At 61.1% G+C, this 18,724-nt stretch carries 17 protein-coding genes; 13 read left to right on the plus strand and 4 right to left on the minus strand.

The annotated features are described in order from the left end of the window. Window positions 1-86 precede the first annotated feature (86 nt). Entirely contained in the window at window positions 87-1,286 is a 1,200-nt protein-coding gene (locus LUU92_RS15510) for an MFS transporter (protein ID WP_071487931.1), read from the plus strand. On the opposite strand, the gene LUU92_RS15515 is transcribed toward LUU92_RS15510, so the two are convergent. Further along, window positions 1,242-1,844, minus strand: a complete 603-nt coding sequence (locus LUU92_RS15515; RefSeq protein WP_071487932.1) for a MiaE family protein — start codon at window positions 1,842-1,844, stop codon at window positions 1,242-1,244. The genes LUU92_RS15510 and LUU92_RS15515 overlap by 45 nt on opposite strands. Window positions 1,845-1,999: 155 nt before the next feature. On the opposite strand from LUU92_RS15515, the gene uspL reads away from it, so the two are divergent. Beyond that, window positions 2,000-2,863 carry a universal stress protein UspL gene (uspL, locus tag LUU92_RS15520; RefSeq protein ID WP_257102239.1) on the plus strand — a complete coding sequence of 288 codons (864 nt, stop codon included), beginning with the start codon at window positions 2,000-2,002 and terminating at the stop codon, window positions 2,861-2,863. A 134-nt stretch (window positions 2,864-2,997) separates the two neighbouring features. Here the strand turns inward: uspL and LUU92_RS15525 are convergent, their stop codons facing one another. Continuing rightward, window positions 2,998-3,468 carry a DUF1289 domain-containing protein gene (locus LUU92_RS15525; RefSeq protein WP_071487934.1) on the minus strand — a complete coding sequence of 157 codons (471 nt, stop codon included), beginning with the start codon at window positions 3,466-3,468 and terminating at the stop codon, window positions 2,998-3,000. A gap of 396 nt (window positions 3,469-3,864) precedes the next feature. Here LUU92_RS15525 and acnB point away from each other — a divergent pair, with 396 nt between their 5' ends. Next, a complete protein-coding gene (acnB, locus tag LUU92_RS15530) occupies window positions 3,865-6,474 on the plus strand; it encodes a bifunctional aconitate hydratase 2/2-methylisocitrate dehydratase (RefSeq protein ID WP_071487935.1) in 2,610 nt (869 codons plus the stop codon). 177 nt (window positions 6,475-6,651) lie between these two features. On the opposite strand, the gene LUU92_RS15535 is transcribed toward acnB, so the two are convergent. Then, a complete protein-coding gene (locus tag LUU92_RS15535) occupies window positions 6,652-7,929 on the minus strand; it encodes a serine/threonine transporter (RefSeq protein ID WP_071487936.1) in 1,278 nt (425 codons plus the stop codon). A 284-nt stretch (window positions 7,930-8,213) separates the two neighbouring features. Between LUU92_RS15535 and LUU92_RS15540 the strand changes: the two genes are divergently transcribed. From LUU92_RS15540 to LUU92_RS15565, 6 genes are all read left to right on the plus strand, one after another. Beyond that, window positions 8,214-8,807, plus strand: a complete 594-nt coding sequence (locus LUU92_RS15540) for a TetR/AcrR family transcriptional regulator (protein WP_257102240.1) — start codon at window positions 8,214-8,216, stop codon at window positions 8,805-8,807. Between the two features lie 143 nt (window positions 8,808-8,950). Next, the gene (locus LUU92_RS15545) at window positions 8,951-9,904 is read left to right on the plus strand and encodes a 2-hydroxyacid dehydrogenase (protein ID WP_257102241.1); all 954 of its coding nucleotides are present in this window, start codon (window positions 8,951-8,953) and stop codon (window positions 9,902-9,904) included. 129 nt (window positions 9,905-10,033) lie between these two features. Then, complete coding sequence (locus LUU92_RS15550) at window positions 10,034-11,101, plus strand: phosphotransferase family protein (RefSeq protein ID WP_257102242.1); 1,068 nt, start codon at window positions 10,034-10,036, stop codon at window positions 11,099-11,101. 9 nt (window positions 11,102-11,110) lie between these two features. Continuing rightward, a complete protein-coding gene (locus tag LUU92_RS15555) occupies window positions 11,111-11,878 on the plus strand; it encodes an SDR family oxidoreductase (RefSeq protein WP_071487940.1) in 768 nt (255 codons plus the stop codon). Between the two features lie 70 nt (window positions 11,879-11,948). Beyond that, a complete protein-coding gene (pdxR, locus tag LUU92_RS15560) occupies window positions 11,949-13,382 on the plus strand; it encodes a MocR-like pyridoxine biosynthesis transcription factor PdxR (protein WP_257102243.1) in 1,434 nt (477 codons plus the stop codon). An 84-nt stretch (window positions 13,383-13,466) separates the two neighbouring features. After that, window positions 13,467-13,868: a cupin domain-containing protein gene (locus LUU92_RS15565; protein ID WP_257102244.1), complete on the plus strand. Its 402-nt coding sequence runs from the start codon at window positions 13,467-13,469 to the stop codon at window positions 13,866-13,868. A gap of 30 nt (window positions 13,869-13,898) precedes the next feature. Here LUU92_RS15565 and LUU92_RS15570 read toward each other — a convergent pair whose 3' ends face one another. Beyond that, a complete protein-coding gene (locus tag LUU92_RS15570) occupies window positions 13,899-14,528 on the minus strand; it encodes a DNA-3-methyladenine glycosylase I (protein ID WP_257102245.1) in 630 nt (209 codons plus the stop codon). A gap of 217 nt (window positions 14,529-14,745) precedes the next feature. On the opposite strand from LUU92_RS15570, the gene LUU92_RS15575 reads away from it, so the two are divergent. From LUU92_RS15575 to LUU92_RS15590, 4 genes are all read left to right on the plus strand, one after another. Further along, window positions 14,746-16,071 (plus strand): C4-dicarboxylate transporter DctA, encoded by a 1,326-nt coding sequence (locus LUU92_RS15575; RefSeq protein WP_172963357.1) that lies wholly within the window; start codon window positions 14,746-14,748, stop codon window positions 16,069-16,071. Between the two features lie 61 nt (window positions 16,072-16,132). Then, entirely contained in the window at window positions 16,133-16,834 is a 702-nt protein-coding gene (locus tag LUU92_RS15580; protein ID WP_012724653.1) for a FadR/GntR family transcriptional regulator, read from the plus strand. A gap of 17 nt (window positions 16,835-16,851) precedes the next feature. Continuing rightward, on the plus strand, window positions 16,852-17,532 hold the full coding sequence (locus tag LUU92_RS15585) for a GntR family transcriptional regulator (protein ID WP_071487945.1): 681 nt from the start codon (window positions 16,852-16,854) through the stop codon (window positions 17,530-17,532). 97 nt (window positions 17,533-17,629) lie between these two features. Then, window positions 17,630-18,655: an SEL1-like repeat protein gene (locus tag LUU92_RS15590; protein ID WP_222539575.1), complete on the plus strand. Its 1,026-nt coding sequence runs from the start codon at window positions 17,630-17,632 to the stop codon at window positions 18,653-18,655. The last annotated feature ends 69 nt before the right edge of the window (window positions 18,656-18,724 follow it).

An 18,724-nucleotide genomic window follows, 5' to 3' on the forward strand; every position in this document is an offset into this window, starting at 1 on the left:
GGCCAGCCGTTGCCGACGAAGCTTCATGCTTTTAAGAGTTTTTAACAAATACCCCCCACTCTTTAACGCCAGCCACAGGGAGCTGTATGCGCAAGGATTACCTGGCGTTCTTTGTTTCGCTGTTCCTCTCGCGGTTGGCGGACCAGATCCTGCTGTTCATCGTGCCCCTGATCGTATTCCAGACCACGCAGAGTGTAGCCTGGGCCGGACTGGCATTCTTCGTCGAGTCGCTACCGCGTTACCTGGCGTTCCCAGTGTGTGGCGCCTTGTGCGACAAGTTCGCGCCAGTGCGCCTGCTGCAGATCAGCCAGGTTTACCGGGCGCTGGCGTGTGTGCTCGCGGTGGTCTTGCATGGGGTGTTCGATGGCCTCTACTGGATTGTCCTGCTCTCGGCGTTGTGCGGGGTGCTGACGACCCAGGGCATCATGGCGCGGGAAGTGCTGATGCCGCACATCTTCGCGCACTACAGCTACGCCAAGACCCTCTCCTACTCGCAGATCGCCGACCAGAGCGGGCTGGTGCTGGGGCCGCTGGTGGCGGCGCTGATGCTGGAAGTCTGGGCCTGGCATTGGGTGGTGCTGGGAGTGGCCGGATTGTTTGTACTGGCCGACCTGGCGATGCGCGCGTGGCAACGCTCCAGCACGGCGCACCTGGAAACCTTCGAACAGCATCAGGATATCTGGCTACAACCCCTGAAGATTGCGTTCGGGCATATCCGCAGCCTGCCGGACTTGAAACGGATCATCACCCTGGCCGTGGGGGTGAACCTGATCATTGGCGTCACCCTGGCCACATCGGCGGCGATGGTCACCGGCCACTTTGCAGCAGACAAGGACGCCTATGCCCTGCTGCAGGCAGCGGGTGCACTGGTGACCATCGGCATTCTGTTTTATCTGGCACGGGCCGGCCTGCCGTTGAAAGTGCTGGGTGGCTTGTCGTATTCGATGATCGGGGTGGGGGCGTTGATCATGGCCGCAAGCCCCGGCGTATGGCTGTATGCCGTGGGTTTCCTGCTGGTGACCGGCTTCGACAAGATGTTCAACGTCTACCTGCGCAGCACCCGCCAGCGGGTGATCCCCGCGCAGGACTTCGGCAAGACCGTGGGCGTGATCACCCTGCTCAACAACCTGCCGCAACCCTTGGCGGGCCTTGCGGTGGCGTTGCTGGCGGCGCCGCTGGGGACGCAGGCGGTGATCCTGCTGTTGGCCGGGATCGCCGCATTGCTCGGTGTGGCCGTGGCCTCAGGCTGGCACGCCACTGTGAAAGCGGAACTCGATGTCGGGTGACTCGATCAGGTCCTGCTCGGTCGCCCTGACCCGCTCGATCACCTGGGCGATGTCCTTGGCGTCGCCGTACTGGTACGCCAGCTTCAGGTAACCCTGGAAGTGCCGCGCCTCGCTCTTCAGCAGCCCGAAATAGAACTTGCCGAGTTCTTCGTCCAAATGCGGCACCAGGGCTTCGAAACGCTCGCAACTGCGCGCTTCGATAAAAGCACCGACCACCAGGGTGTCCACCAGTTTCACCGGTTCATGGCTGCGCACCACTTTGCGCAAGCCCGAGGCGTAACGCCCGGCATGCAGCTGGCGCAGCTCGATCTTGCGCTTTTTCATCAGGCGCATGACCTGCTCGTGATGCACCAACTCCTCGCGGGCCAGGCGCGACATCATGTTGATCAGGTCGACATGGCTGTAGTACTTGGCGATCAGGCTCAGGGCGGTGCTGGCGGCTTTGAATTCGCAGTTCTTGTGGTCGATCAGCAGGGTTTCCTGATCGGCCAGCGCGGCCTGGACCCAGGCATCAGGGGTGCGGCAACCGAGGAATTCGTGGATTTCTGGCAGGTTCATCGGGCTCACGGGCAAAAGGATCACAAAAGGCCGGCGATTATACCGACCCCGCCGCAGACCACCAGCCACCGGCCTTGATGTGCATCAACATGACGTGCGCGCGCCAGCAACTATAGTTGTTCCAGGCCCCGCCCTTTTTTATGGAGATCCCGATCATGCAAGCCATCCGCAGCATTCTGGTGATCATCGAGCCCGAGCACTCGGAAAGCCTGGCCCTCAAGCGCGCCAAGTTGATCGCCGGGGTCACCGACGCGCACCTGCACTTGCTGGTCTGCGACAAGAAGCATGAGCACTCGGCGCTGCTGGCGCTACTCAAGGCGGGCCTGCAGGAAGACGGCTACCGCGTCAGCACCGAGCAGGCATGGAATACCAGCCTGCATGAAACCATTATCGACGTGCAGCAGGCCGAAGGCTGCGGGCTGGTGATCAAGCAGCATTTCCCGGACAGCCCACTGAAAAAAGCCCTGCTGACGCCGGCGGACTGGAAGCTGCTGCGCTATTGCCCGAGCGCGGTATTGCTGGTCAAGACGTCTACACCCTGGATGGGCGGAAAGATCCTGGCGGCGATCGACGTAGGCAATACCGATGGCGAACACCGTTCGCTGCACAACTCGATCATTGACCATGGCTTTGATATCGCCAACCTGGCCAAGGCGCAGTTGCATGTGATCAGCGCACATCCGTCACCGATGCTGTCGGCGGCGGACCCAACATTCCAACTCAAGGAAACCATCGAGGCGCGGTATCGCGAGCAATGCAGGACGTTCCAGGCTGAGTTCGATGTGGATGACAAGCACCTGCATATTGAAGAAGGCCCTGCCGATGTAGTGATCCCCTACCTTGCCCACCAATTGCCGGCGGCGGTTACCATCCTCGGCACCGTGGGGCGCACAGGTCTTTCCGGGGCGTTGATCGGTAACACCGCAGAGGTGGTGCTGGATGCCCTGGAGAGTGATGTGCTGGTGCTGAAACCTGACGAAGTGATGGACCGTCTGTTGGAGCAGGCCACCAAGGCCTGATGCCGACCTTTCAAACAATGAAGATAAAAAATGTGGGAGGGGGCTTGCCCCCGATGAGGGTGTGTCAGTTGATACATCCCGGGCTGACACACCGCCATCGGGGGCAAGCCCCCTCCCACAGGGGTTATCCGTTGTCAGTTGGAAAACACATCACGCAGAAAGCCGGGCGCGATATAGCGCTGGTAATGCGCCTCGGACAGGATAAAGAACTCACGGTCAATCGCGTCGCGCAGGTCCGGCAACGGCCAATCGCGAAATTCCGGTAATAGCACCATCCCATACGCCTCCAGGTTGGAAATCACCCGCGCGCCCCGGGCGATCAACTGGTAGGCCCAGCAGTACTCGGACTGGTGCGGCACGAAGCGGATCTTGCGCTGTTCCAGCTGGCCGCGCAGGGTCTTGGGGTCGAACACCTCCAGTTTGCCGGCCATCACCTGCACCAACAGCTGCTCCAATCGCAGCCAGACCGCGCGTTTTTCTTCCTCGTTATAGCCATTCCACTGGATCACTTCGTGGTGGAAGCGCTTGCAGCCACGGCACACCACATCGCCGTAAACCGTGGAGCACAGGCCGACGCAGGGGGTCTTGATGGTTTGGTTGGACATGGGTAACGACACGCAGATCAGCAAAACAATGCGCCATGTTAGCCCTTTGTCTAAGCGTGATCACCCAGCAAACTTGGTCAGGCAACTTACCTTTAGAAATTTTTTGCCGTAGAATCATCCGGCCTTGTAAGGCGCCAATAATCCGCTGGAAGCTGTTTTCAAAGCGTCACGAGCACAGTCGTTCCTTCAGAACGGTGTTGGCGCGGGCCCTGACTCGGTAGGTCAAAGCCCTCGCCAACCCTCATCAGCTCCGTTCTGCAGGCGTAAAACTTTGAAAGCAGCTTCTGTGAGGAATGCCGGCAGCGCTGGCTTTGCGGCCCAAAAAGCCCCCGAGCGCATGCGTGCCGTTCATTTCTGGATGAGCGTCCCGTGGGACCACTGATGAGGGTAATAACTGTGCTTGAAGCCTACCGCAAACATATCGAAGAGCGCGCAGCCCTGGGTATTGTTCCCCAGCCGCTTAACGCCGAACAAACCGCAGGCCTGGTCGAGCTGCTGAAAAATCCCCCGGCTGGCGAAGAAGAATTCCTCGTTGACCTGATTACCAACCGCATTCCACCAGGCGTTGACGAAGCTGCCTACGTCAAGGCCGGTTTCCTGTCTGCCCTGGCCAAGGGCGAAGCCACTTCCCCCCTGATCGACAAGAAACGCGCCGTTGAACTGCTTGGCACCATGCAAGGCGGCTACAACATCGTGACCCTGGTCGAGCTGCTGGACGACGCCACACTGGCTCCCGTCGCCGCCGCCCAACTCAAGCACACCCTGCTGATGTTCGATGCGTTCCACGACGTGGCCGAAAAAGCCCGTAACGGCAACGAACACGCCAAAGCCGTTATCCAGTCCTGGGCTGACGGCGAGTGGTTCCGCAACCGCCCTACCCTGGCCGACAAGATCAGCCTGCGCGTATTCAAGGTGACCGGCGAAACCAACACCGACGACCTGTCCCCTGCGCCGGATGCCTGGTCCCGTCCCGACATCCCACTGCACGCCCTGGCCATGCTGAAAATGGCCCGTGAAGGCATTGTGCCGGACGAGCAAGGCAAGACCGGCCCGATGAAGCAGATCGAAGAAATGCGCGGCCAGGGCTTCCCGATCGCCTACGTCGGTGACGTGGTCGGTACCGGTTCCTCGCGTAAATCCGCGACCAACTCCGTACTGTGGTTCTTCGGCGACGACGTTCCGTACGTGCCGAACAAGCGCGCTGGCGGCTTCTGCTTCGGCAGCAAGATCGCCCCGATCTTCTACAACACCATGGAAGATGCCGGCGCACTGCCCATCGAATTCGACGTTTCCAACATCAACATGGGCGACGTGATCGACCTGTACCCGCATGCTGGCAAGGTCTGCAAACACGGCACCGACGAAGTCATCACCACCTTCGAAATGAAGACTCCGGTGCTGTTGGACGAAGTCCGCGCCGGTGGTCGTATCCCGCTGATCATCGGTCGCGGCCTGACCGACAAGGCCCGTGCCGAGCTGGGCCTGGGCCCAACCGACCTGTTCAAGCTGCCTGAAGCGCCTGTCGACACCGGCAAAGGCTTCACCCTGGCGCAGAAAATGGTCGGCAAGGCGTGCGGCCTGCCAGAAGGCAAAGGCGTTCGTCCTGGCACCTACTGCGAACCGAAGATGACCACCGTGGGTTCCCAGGACACCACCGGTCCGATGACCCGTGACGAACTGAAAGACCTGGCGTGCCTGGGCTTCTCGACCGACCTGGTAATGCAGTCGTTCTGCCACACCGCGGCCTATCCAAAGCCGATCGACGTGACCACCCACCACACCCTGCCTGACTTCATCATGACCCGTGGCGGTGTATCGCTGCGTCCAGGCGACGGCATCATCCACAGCTGGCTGAACCGCATGCTGCTGCCGGACACCGTGGGTACCGGTGGTGACTCCCACACCCGTTTCCCGATGGGCATCTCGTTCCCGGCCGGTTCCGGTCTGGTTGCGTTCGCCGCAGCCACTGGCGTGATGCCACTGGACATGCCGGAATCGATCCTGGTGCGCTTCAAAGGCAAGATGAAGCCTGGCATCACCCTGCGTGACCTGGTTCATGCCATTCCTTACTACGCGATCCAGTCGGGTCTGCTGACTGTAGAGAAGAAAGGCAAGAAGAACGCCTTCTCCGGCCGCATCCTGGAAATCGAAGGCCTGAACGACCTGACGCTGGAACAGGCTTTCGAGCTGTCCGACGCCTCGGCTGAACGTTCGGCTGCCGGTTGCACCATCAAGCTGTCGAAAGAGTCGATCACCGAATACCTGAACTCCAACATCACCCTGCTGCGCTGGATGATCGGTGAAGGCTACGGCGATGCACGCACCCTGGAACGTCGCGCCCAAGCGATGGAAGCCTGGGTCAAGAACCCTGAGCTGATGGAAGCCGATGCCGACGCGGAATACGCCGAAATCATCGAGATCGACCTGGCCGACATCAACGAGCCGATCCTCTGCGCACCGAACGACCCGGACGATGCCCGCCTGCTGTCGAGCGTTGCCGGCGAGAAGATCGACGAAGTGTTCATCGGTTCGTGCATGACCAACATCGGTCACTTCCGCGCGGCCGGCAAGCTGCTGGAGCAGGTCAAGGGTCAGCTGCCAACCCGTCTGTGGCTGTCGCCGCCGACCAAGATGGACGCTCACCAACTGACCGAAGAAGGCTACTACGGCATCTACGGCAAGGCTGGCGCGCGCATGGAAATGCCGGGCTGCTCGCTGTGCATGGGTAACCAGGCACGTGTTGAGCCGAATTCGACCGTGGTGTCGACGTCGACCCGTAACTTCCCGAACCGTCTGGGTGACGGCGCCAACGTCTACCTGGCTTCGGCCGAGCTGGCAGCGGTAGCTTCTACCCTGGGTCGCCTGCCGACCGTCGAAGAGTACATGGGCTACGCAGCGAAACTGGACACCATGGCCAGTGACGTCTACCGCTACCTGAACTTCGACCAGATCGCCGAGTTCCGCAAGATCGCAGCAAGCGCCAACATCCCGGTGATTCAAGCCTAAGGTGTTGATGTGAAAAAACGCCGCGTATCGTGAGGTACGCGGCGTTTTTTATGCCTGGAATGCAGTACAAATGTGGGAGGGGGCTTGCCCCCGATAGCAGTGGGTCAGCCAATAAATCCGGCACTGAGACACCGCGATCGGGGGCAAGCCCCCTCCCACATTTTTACCGCGTCAGGTTTAAGCGAAGAACGAATAGACCACCGCAGTAATCGCCACCAGGCCAACCGCCGTGACGAACACATTGGACGCCTGCCCCCGGTACTTGGCCATGGCCGGCACCTTGCGAATGGCATACATCGGCATCAGGAACAGAATCGAAGCAATGATCGGACCGCCCAGCGCCTCGATCATGCCGAGGATGCTCGGGTTCAACGTCGCCACGATCCAGCACACCACCAGCATGAACGCCGCCGTCATGCGGTCCAGGCGCTTGGCCTCAGGGCGACGACCGGTCTTCAGCACCAGCCCCTTGAGGCCTTCACTCGCACCGATGTAATGGCCCAGGAACGACTTGGCAATCGCCACGAACGCAATCAACGGCGCTGCGAACTCGATGGTCGGGTTATTGAAGTGGTTGGCCAGGTACGACAGGATCGACAGGTTCTGCGCCTTCGCTTCGGCCAGTTGCGCCGGCGACAGGGTCAGCACGCAGCTGAATACGAAGAACAGCACCATCACCACCATCAACAGGTGCGCGCGGGACAGGATCTGCGAGCTGCGTTCATCGGCGTGGGCGCCGTACTGGCGCTTCTGGTCCACCGCGAAGGCCGAGATGATCGGCGAATGGTTGAACGAGAACACCATTACCGGGATCGCCAGCCACAACGTGTTGAGCAGTGCGGACGGTGCGGGGATGACGCTGGCGGTGCTGAGGATGCCGCCGTTCCAGTGCGGAATCAGGTACACCGCCAGGAACAGCAACGCGACGATAAACGGATACACCATCAGGCTCATGGCCTTGACGATCACTTGCTCGCCGCAACGCACCACGGCCAGCAGGCCGAGGATCAGCACGAACGACAGGATCGCCCGGGGCGGTGGCGCAATGTGCAGTTGGTGTTCCATGAAGCTGCCGACCGTGTTGGTCAACGCCACGCTGTAGATCAGCAGGATCGGGAAGATGGCGAAGAAGTACAGCAAGGTGATCAGCGCACCGGCCTTGATGCCGAAGTGTTCTTCCACCACGTCGGTGATGTCGGAACCTTCACGGCCGGACAGCACGAAGCGGGTCAGGCCACGGTGGGCGAAGAAGGTCATCGGGAACGCCAGCAGCGCCAGGATCACCAGGGGCCAGAAGCCGCCCAGGCCTGCGTTGATCGGCAAGAACAGCGTACCGGCGCCAATGGCGGTACCGAACAGGCCAAGCATCCAGGTGGTGTCCTGGCGGCTCCAGCTTGTGAGGGTTGCAGGTGTCGTTGCATAGCGTTCGTCGACGCTATTGGCCTGATCATTCATCCGGTCGGATCTCCGCATTTACACGGCCGGGACGAGTCAGAAAAACCTGACAGGCAGCGCCCCGACCATAGAAGGGGCCGGATTGTCCGGGATTCTTGTGAATAAGCAAAGACTTAGCTGAGGAACGGTGGTGCGGTGCAAGCCCGTAGGGGCGGCTGTAGACGGCGGTTTTCGGGGCCTGTGGCTGAAGGCAGAATATACATTCCCACACCAATCTATTTTAGAATCACGGCTGTTACTGTAGTTTTCACACAACGCCCGCCGCTTATCCAGAGAGCCCCGCCATGCCTCGCGTCTCCCGCAAACAAGCCGATCTCAACCGCGAAATCATCGTCGAGGCCGCCACGCACCTGTTTCGTGAGCGCGGACTGCACGGTATCAGCCTATCAGACGTGATGGCTGCTGCCGGCCTGACCCACGGCGGGTTCTACGGGCACTTCGCCTCCAAGGAAGCCCTGGCCACCGAAGCCTGCCAACAGGCATTCGAGCACGCCAACCTGGGCTGGCAGGCCAAAATCGAGCACAGCGACGATCAACAGGCCGCGCGCCAGGCGGTGCTGGGGCCCTACCTGACCGCCACCCACCGCGACAACCCCGGCGACGGCTGCCCGGTCTCGGCTTTCGCCCCGGACATGTGCCATGAACCGGCCGATACCGCTTTGCAGCGCACCTTTATAGAAGGCGTTGAAAAGTCCCTGGAGATCTTCGCCCAACTCGAGGGCGGTAACCGTCAAGCCATGCTGGCCCAGTACGCAATGATGGTGGGCGCAGTGACCTTGGCACGTGCGACACGGGGCAATAGCCTATCGGACGAGTTCCTGAAGGCTGCAAGAAATGCCCTCCTACCCGTTGACAGCCCTTCCCCCGTCCCGGCATGACCAGGCCATGAACTTTTTCCGGCTCGTCCTCACCCATACCACCACGACCGCTTCCGGCGGCGGGCAAGCGCAGTCGAGACCCGCTTCTGACCGCACAAATACCGCATACTCCTCCCCTCAAACCCTTCAGGAAGAGCCTTCCGATGACCGCCACTGTTCTGGTCCTGGTTGAAACCATCAACGAATACCTGCCCATCATCGAGGGCAATGACTTTCATGTGATCCTGGCGCCGACACCCGCCGAACGCGCCGAAGCCATCAAGGCCCACGGCAGCCAGATCAAGGCGGTGCTGACCCGTGGTCCGCTGGGCTTGTACGCCGAGGAAATCGCCGCCCTGCCCCTGCTGGAAATCATCTGCGTGATCGGCGCCGGCTACGAGCACGTCGACCTGCAGGCCGCCAGCAACCGCGGGATCGTGGTCACCAATGGCGCCGGGGTGAATGCGCCGTCGGTGGCCGATCATGCCATGGCGTTGCTGCTGGCGCTGGTGCGCGGAATCCCGCAGACCGACGCCGCGGTGCGCCGCAGCGAATGGCCCAAAGTGATGCGCCCGTCCCTGGGCGGCAAACAATTGGGCATTCTCGGGTTGGGCGCCGTAGGTATGGAGATCGCCAAGCGCGCCGCCCTGGGGTTCGGCATGCAAGTGAGCTATCACAACCGCCAGCCCCGTGACGATGTGGACTACACCTACTGCGCCACCGCCGTTGAACTGGCGCGCACCTCGGACTTCCTGATCCTGGCCACGCCGGGCGGTGCCAGCACCCGCCACCTGATCGACCGCCATGCCCTGGATGCCCTGGGGCCGAATGGCTACCTGGTCAATATCGGTCGTGGCAGCGTGGTGGTCACCGCCGACCTGGTCGCCGCCCTGGAGCAGCGTCGCATCGGTGGCGCGGCGCTGGATGTGTTCGACGATGAGCCCAAGGTGCCCGACGCGCTCAAGAAACTCGGCAATACCGTGCTCACCTCCCACGTGGCCGGGCTGTCGCCGGAAGCGGCCCATGACACCGTGCAGCGCGTGGCCGACAACCTGGTGGAGTACTTTGCCAGCCGCCCGGTGCTCACTCCGGTCGCCCTGCCCCCGCCTACGAAATGACCGATCAGGCACGCTGATCATCCTCCAACACGCTAACCTATTAAGCCGCCCCGACCTTGTCGCTGGGCGGCTGTGCGCATTAGATTAGGAAATAGTCCGAGGCCTTTAGAATAAGCAGAAGGGATAAGCATGGCGCTGAACGACCAATCGACCCAGATTCGCCCAGGCGAAGAGCTTGATGCCAGCCTGATCGATCCCTACCTCAAGGCCCATATCCCGGGCCTGGACGGCACGCCCAGGATCAGCCAGTTTCCCGGTGGCGCGTCGAACCTGACCTACCTGTTGGAATACCCCGGCCAGGAATTCGTGCTGCGTCGCCCACCCTTTGGCCACAAGGCCAAGTCCGCCCATGACATGGGCCGCGAATACCGCATTCTCAACCAGCTCAAGGACGGTTTCCCCTATTGCCCCAAGGCCTATGTGCATTGCACTGACGAGTCGGTGATCGGTGCCGAGTTCTATGTGATGGAGCGCGTCAACGGCATCATCCTGCGCTCCGACCTGCCGCCCGAACTGGGCCTGGATGCAACCAGGACCGAGGCTTTGTGCAAAAGCTTCATCGACAAGTTCGTGGAACTGCACCAGGTGGACTACCACGCCTGCGGCCTGGCCGACCTGGGCAAGCCCGACGGCTACGTGGCGCGCCAGATCCGCGGCTGGAGCGACCGCTACGAAAAGGCCCTGACCCCCGACGCACCAAGCTGGGAAGCCGTACGCGCCTGGCTCGAGGACAAGATGCCGGCCGATCACCCCACGTCCAGCATCGTGCACAACGACTACCGCTTCGATAACGTGATCCTCGACCCGCACAACCCGATGCAGATCATCGGCGTGCTGGACTGGGAACTCACCACCCTCGGCGACCCGCTGATGGACCTGGGCAACACCCTCGCCTACTGGATCGAAGCGGCGGACCCGGCGCCGGTGCAGTTGATGCGCCGCCAGCCGAGCAACGCCCCCGGCATGCTCACGCGCCGTGAATTCGTCGACTACTACGCTGAACGCTCCGGCATCCAGATCGACAATTTCGACTTCTACTACACCTACGGCCTGTTCCGCCTGGCCGGCATCGTGCAGCAGATCTACTACCGCTTCTTCCATGGCCAGACCCAGGACAAACGCTTTGCGCAGTTCATTCACATGAACAAGCTGCTCGAGCAGATGAGCCTGAACGTCATCGGCAAATCGTCCCTTTAAGGAACCGCTATGTCCAAGACCCACCTGTTCGACCTCGATGGCAAGATCGCATTCGTTTCCGGCGCCAGCCGTGGCATCGGCGAGGCCATCGCCAAGTTGCTGGCCCAGCAAGGCGCCCACGTGATCGTCTCCAGCCGCAAGCTGGAAGGCTGCCAGCACGTCGCCGATGCGATCATCGCCGACGGTGGCAAAGCCACGGCCATCGCTTGCCATATCGGTGAAATGGAGCAGATCACCCAGGTGTTCGCCGGTATCCGCGAGCAGTTCGGCCGCCTGGATATCCTGGTCAACAATGCCGCGACCAACCCGCAATTCTGCAACGTGCTGGACACCGACCTCGGTGCGTTCCAGAAGACCGTGGACGTGAACATCCGCGGCTACTTCTTCATGTCCGTGGAAGCCGGCAAACTGATGCGCGAGAACGGCGGCGGCAGCATCATCAACGTCGCCTCGATCAACGGGATCTCGCCGGGTGTGTTCCAGGGCATCTACTCGGTGACCAAGGCCGCCGTGATCAACATGACCAAGGTGTTCGCCAAGGAATGCGCGGCGTTCGGCATTCGCTGCAACGCCCTGCTGCCGGGCCTGACCGACACCAAGTTCGCCTCGGCGCTGGTGAAGAACGATTCCATCCTGAAAATGGCCCTGGCGCAGATCCCGCTCAAGCGTGTGGCCGACCCGAGCGAGATGGCCGGTGCGGTGCTGTTCCTGGCCAGTGACGCGTCCAGCTACACCACCGGCGTATCGCTGAATGTGGACGGCGGTTTCCTGTCCTGAGTACGCCTGGGTTTCTACAGATCGATTTGCGCGTAACCTTGGCGCAGATCGAACTGTCCCAGGATGAAACATGGAACTCCACATCGTCATCAACGGGCGCAAGGACCTGGCTGCCCAGCTTTATCAGCAGTTGCGTGAAGCCATCGCCACCGGCCGACTCGCGGCGGGCGCGCAATTGCCACCCAGCCGCCTGCTGGCCGAGCAATTGGGCGTATCGCGCAAGACCGTGTCCGACACCTACGCCACGTTGACCTATGAAGGCCTGCTGGTGGGCAAGATTGGCCGTGGCACCTTCGTCAATGCGTGGGCACCACAGACGAATCGCGTGCAAACCGCCACCGACCTGGCCTGCGCCGCCAACCTGGCGAAATGGCAGGCACTGCCCTCGCCCATGCATCATCCCACCCGCGACAGCACCTTGCGCTACGAATTTATCGGCGGTGCGACCAGCCGCCACCAGTTCCCCCTGGATGAATGGCGCCGCTGCACCCAGGACGCGCTGCGGCGCATTGCCCGGAACAGTGGATTCTACAGCCAACCCGAAGGCTTGCCGGCGCTGCGCAGCGCAATCGCCGGGCACATCGCGTTCTCCCGTGGCGTCAACTGCCGCGACAGCGACATCGTGGTCACCAACGGCGCGCAACAGGCGCTGGACCTGATTGCCCGCGTGGTACTGGAACCGGGCAGCGTTGTGGCGATGGAAGACCCCGGCTACAGCCCCGCCCGCCAGATGTTCATGGCGGTGGGCGCCCAGGTCGCCAGCGTGCCGGTGGATGAACAGGGCATCCGGGTCGACCTGATTCCCGACGGCACACGGCTGATCTATGTGACGCCCTCCCACCAGTTCCCCCTGGGCATGCCCATGAGCCTGGCGCGTCGTGATGCCTTGCTGGCGCGGGCGTTCGAGCTGGGCGCGATCATTATCGAGGACGATTACGACAGCGAATTCCGCTATGAGGGGCGGCCCACCGACTCGCTGCAAAGCCTGGACACCCTTGGTGTGGTGACCTATGTGGGCACCTTCTCGAAAACCCTGCTGCCCGAGTTGCGCCTGGGCTACGCGGTGCTGCCGCCGGCGATCTACGGCGCGGTGCTCAAGGCCAAGCAATTGACCGACCAGCACAGCTCCACCCTGCCCCAGTGGGCGTTGGCCAAGTTCATCAGCGAGGGCTACCTGCTCAAGCACATCCGCCGCTGCCACACGGTCTACGCCGGGCGCCGCGAGCGGATCCTGCAGCGCCTGGCGGGGGATCTGTCGCCGTGGTTCGAAGCGGTGCCGACCGTGGCCGGGTTCCACATGGCGGCGCTGTGCAAGGTGCCGGTGGACATGCCGCTGCTGATGGAGCTGGCGCGCCAGGCAGGAGTGGGCTTGTATCCCCTGGATGTGTTCTTCCACGATGCGCCGGTACGTCCTGGCCTGATCATCGGCTTCGGTGCCATCGAGGCCCTGGACATCGACCCGGCGCTGGATACGGTCCGCGATATTCTCCAGCAGATTGGCTAGCGGATTTTCCGCCGGATTGGTCATTGGTCACTCAGGCCCCACGGCGTAGGGTGAAGAGGTCTCGAACTACTCGGAAACCTCATCATGAAACGACTGCTCGCCGCCGCCCTGATGCTCGCCTCGCTCAGCGCCGTGGCTCACGAACCGGTGTACAACCAGGAGTCGATCAAGGTCCTGCAGGAGCATGCGCTGGCTAATGTCCCGGGCAAGAAAACCCTCATGCTCACCGTCGATTACGCCCCCGGGCAGGCCACCGTGCCCCACAGCCACACCGGCACCGCCGTCGCCTATGTGCTGGAAGGCGCGATCACTTCACGGGTGAATGACGAGCCCGCGAAAACCTACAAGGTCGGCGAGTCGTTCTACGAGCCAGCGGGTTCCCGCCACTTTGAATCGAGCAATGCCAGCCAGACCAAGCCGGCCAGGTTGCTGGTGGTGATGGTGCTGGATGACAAGGCCGAGGTGCTTACCCCTCTGCCCAAGTAACCCACCTTCTGATTTGTATCGGTCAGTGACTCAGGGGCGTTTGAACTGGCGGCGCAGGCATTCGATCCGCTCGCGACAAGCACAGCCTTCCAGGTGATCATTGACCATGCCCATCGCCTGCATCAACGCATACATCGTGGTCGGCCCCACGAACGTCCAGCCGCGCTTTTTCAAGGCCTTGGACAATCGCACCGAGGCCGGCGACGTGGGATTGCCCGTCCAGTAAGCCATGTCCACCACCGCCGGCCGTTCATCCTCATCGGGTTCGAACGCCCACAACCAGCGCGCCAGCGAACCGGTCTCGTCCACCAGCTCACACGCCCGGCGCGCATTGTTGATCGTGGACACGATCTTGGCCCGATTGCGCACAATGCCCGGGTCCTGCATCAACCGCGCGACATCCGCTTCGCCGTACTGCGCCACCCGCCGAAAATCAAAGCCTTCGAAGGCCACCCGGAACTGCTCGCGCTTGCGCAGGATGGTGATCCAGGCCATGCCCGCCTGAAAGCCTTCGAGGCAGATCTTCTCGTACAACTGGATATCGTCCGCCACCGGCACGCCCCATTCGGCGTCGTGGTAACGCGGGTACTCCGGCGCCGCCGTGCGCCAGGTGCAGTGGGTCTGCCCGGTTTCGTCAGTGGTCAGTCCTGGTGTGTCCATCCATCACCTCATGTGCCGAGCAGCGGATGATAAGCGAAAAAAATTCCGCCCTGCCAACCGCTCAAGCATCGCCGTTACCGACCAACTGGTCAGACCGGGACCTGTAAACCGCCAAATAATTGCTTGTGATTTCAAAAATACCGGGCGTAGACTGGCCCCGCACTGGACTTACCGGTAAGACCACAAAAATTAAGCCCTGGAACCACCAGGGCACCGAATAGAGATCCCTCCCATGCTCAGATGGTGCTCGCGTTCGATTTTCCTGCAAGTCGTGATTGGCCTGATGCTCGGCATCGCCTGCGGCCTGGCCCTTCCCGAATTCTCCTCGCAACTCAAACCCCTGGGTGACGGCTTTATCAAGCTGATCAAAATGCTGATCGGGCTGATCGTGTTCTGCGTGGTGGTCAGCGGCATTTCCGGCGCCGGCGACTTGAAGAAAGTCGGACGCATCGGCCTCAAGTCAGTGATCTACTTCGAGATCCTCACCACCGTTGCGCTGGTGATCGGCCTGGTCATGGCCTTCAGCACCGGCATCGGCCAAGGCGCCAATATCCACCTGGAACAATTGTCCTCCGCTGGTTTGAATGAACTGGCCGACAAGGGCCAGCACATCCGCGGCACCAGTCAGTTCCTGATGGACCTGATTCCCAACTCGGTCATCGGTGCCTTTGCCGACAACAACGTGCTGCAAGTGCTGCTGTTTTCGGTGCTGTTCGGCAGCGCGCTGAACCTGGTGGGCGAAGCGGCGTCGGGCATCTCGCGACTGATCAACGAACTGAGCCACATCATTTTCCGCATCATGGGCATGATCGTGCGCCTGGCGCCGATCGGTGTGTTCGGCGCGATCGCCTTCACCACCAGCACCTATGGCCTGGACTCCCTGCAACACCTGGGCAGCCTGGTGGGCCTGTTCTACCTGACGTGTCTTGCCTTTGTCGCACTGATCCTCGGCATGGTGATGCGCCTGTCGGGCCTGCGCATGTTGCCGCTGCTCAAGTACCTGCGTGAAGAACTGCTGATCGTGATGGGCACCGCTTCCTCTGACGCCGTATTGCCACAGATCATGCGCAAGCTAGAGCACCTGGGCATTGGCAGTTCCACCGTGGGCCTGGTGATTCCAACGGGGTATTCGTTCAACCTCGATGGGTTCTCGATCTACCTGACCCTGGCCATTGTGTTTATCGCCAACGCCACTGGTACCCCCCTGTCGATGACCGACCTGCTGACGATCCTGCTGGTGTCGTTGATCACCTCCAAGGGCGCCCACGGCATTCCGGGGTCGGCGCTGGTGATCCTGGCGGCGACCCTCACCGCGATCCCGGCGATTCCGGTGGTGGGCCTGGTGCTGGTGCTGGCGGTGGATTGGTTCATGGGCATCGGCCGTGCATTGACTAACCTGATCGGCAACTGCGTGGCGACCGTGGCCATTGCTCGCTGGGAAAAAGACATCGATATCCAGCGCGCCAACAAGGTGCTGGACGGTCAGCAAGGCTATGCCTTCCAGGCCAAGAAGCCGGTATTACCGGCGCATCAAGAGTTCTGAAATGTGGGAGGGGGCAGCCCCCTCCCACACATCTATTTGCAAGAACAGGGAGACGCACGACGTGATCAGCACCTCAACCGTCGTCAATTCAGTCGTAGAAAAACTCCGCGCCGCCTTGGCACGTGGACAGTGGCGCCGGGGTGAAATGCTCCCCGGCCAACGCGAACTGGCCGAACAGATGGGCATCAGCCGCCCCAGCCTGCGTGAAGCGGTGATCGTGCTGGAGACCCTCGGCCTGGTGCGCTCCATGCCTGGCAAAGGCGTGGTGGTGCTGGAAACCAGCGTCAGCGAACCGCAATCCAGCGACGCGGTAGCCGACGCCAGCCTGGAAGACATCCTGCAACTGCGCTACACCCTCGAACCCTTCATTGTCGGCCTGGTAGCGCAGTCCATCAGCAGCAAGGAAGTCGGCCAACTGCGCCTGACCTTGATGGACATGCGCGAAGCCCTCGACGCGGGCGACGCCGAAGCCGGCATGAACGCCTACATCGGCTTTCACGAAGAGCTGTTCGCCCTTACCTCCAACCCGATCTTCCAGAACGTGGTGCAACAGACCAGCAATGCCCTCAAGCAAAGCGCCCAGGTACTGCGCAACTCGCCCGAACACCTGGCCGAACGCCTGCAGGAAAACGAAGCCGTAGTACGCGCCATCCGCAACAAGAACAGCGCCCTGGCCAGTGCCGAGATGCGGCGGCACATCCTTCAGGAAGGCCTGCGCATGGGTATTCGCTTGAACATCCCGGACGACCATCTGGGCAGCTGATTTTTTGGAGACAGGCCATGACCGCCCACGCCTTGCACTACGACCCTATCCTCCCGACCCTGCGCCTGGTCGCCGGTAAAAAGCCCTCAGTGGATGACATCTATCCGCGCTTGTTCGACGCCATCCTCGAACAGCGTATTGCCCCGGCCAGCCGTTTTACCGAAGAAGGCCTGGGCGAGACCTTTGGTGTGAGTCGCAGTGTGATCCGCCGGGTCCTGGCCAAGCTGTCCCATCAGCAAGTAATCATCCTGCGCCCCAACCAGCGTGCCCAGGTGGCAGCACCGGACGCACAACAGACCCGGGAAATTCTGGAAGCGCGGCGACTGACGGAAATCACGGTGGTGCAATTGGCCTGCGCCCAAGCCACTCCCGCGAAAATACGCCAGTTGCGCGACTTGATCACCAGGGAGCGCGAATGCATTGAGCGCGACCAGCGTGGGCCGGCGATTCGGTTATCCGGGGAGTTTCACCTGCAACTGGCAAAGATCGCCGGTAACGAGCCGCTTGCACAGTTCCTCAACAGCCTGGTGCCGCTGACGTCACTCGCAATCGCTCGCTATGAAGCGCAAGCCTGTACCTACTGCGCATGGCAGGAGCATGGGGCAATTGCCGACGCCATTGAACAGCAGGACGTCACCCGCGCCGTCAACCTGATGACCCTGCACCTGAATCACCTGGAAAGACAACTGAATCAATGACCACGCCCCTCACCCCCTAGGTATGTACCGCCCGGATACCGACCTGCTCCATACCCTGTGTCTGCACAACTAAAGTGCCTAATCACAGGTCATCATCATGTATGTAGATACTCAAACCATGCCTGCGCTGTTCGCGCTGCTCACACAGCTGAATGCGCAGAAAAGCCTACTGGGTGAAACAATCAATGGATCACTGGGACAACTGAATGAGATCGCGACAAAGATCGGCTTTGAACTGCTCGCGCTTGAGAGCTATGACAAAGCCGAGCTATGCCTGACGATTGCCGCCGCCCAAGGCAAGGCTCAAGCCCAGTACGCAATGGCAACCTGCGTTACCCGCCGGGATGGTGGTTTTCGCATTGCCTCGCAAGAAACTCGCCAATGGCTGAGGCTGGCGGCGGCTCAAGACTACGTCCCGGCACTGATGCGTTTGGGCGATACCCAATCCCTGCGCAAAGCCGCTGAAATACTCACCCCCAAGGCGGAGGCCGGAGATACTCAGGCCATGAGCTTCCTGTTTAAACTCGACAAGGATGTGAATTGGTTGAAAAAAGCCGTTGCCCTCAACGATTCTTCAGCGCAATTCGAGCTCGCCGAGGCCTATCACGATACTCCGCAACTGGTCCCCAACGCCGTGGAACGTCACGCACTGATCGAAGAGCTTCGGCAGAAAGCGGCCGACGGCGGTAGCGTGCCGGCGCTGGCTGAGCGTGTTTTCTCCCCTACGTCCACCGCAGACATTCTGGAAAAACAACAACGACTGGTCCAGCTCGCTTTATTGGGTCAACTCGATGCGTTGGTGGAATATGGGTATGCACTGGCAGGCATGCCGCATATCAACCAAGGGTTGTCCCTTGCCGTACAGCGACACACCGTGGCACCGCGGACGTACGGACTTGAAAGGGATTTCGCCAAGGCCTATGCAGTGCTGGGCATGGTTCTGCCAAAACTGACCAACCCCCTCGCGGCTGAAAACCTGCAACATGACATGGATGCTATTTGGCATCAAATGACGCCGCAACAGTATTCGGCCAGCGAAGCAATCCGCGTCAGCCTGCACGAACGGATAGAACACGTATTCAAATCCATCGCCCCCTTCATCATCGTGGGCGCACCGCATTGATCCCGGAACATCAGCGACATTGAAGGCCCCATAAAAAATCCCCGCATCATTGCATGCGGGGATTTTTGT

Source organism: Pseudomonas extremorientalis (assembly GCF_024584605.1).
GTDB classification, from domain to species: Bacteria; Pseudomonadota; Gammaproteobacteria; order Pseudomonadales; family Pseudomonadaceae; genus Aquipseudomonas; species Aquipseudomonas extremorientalis.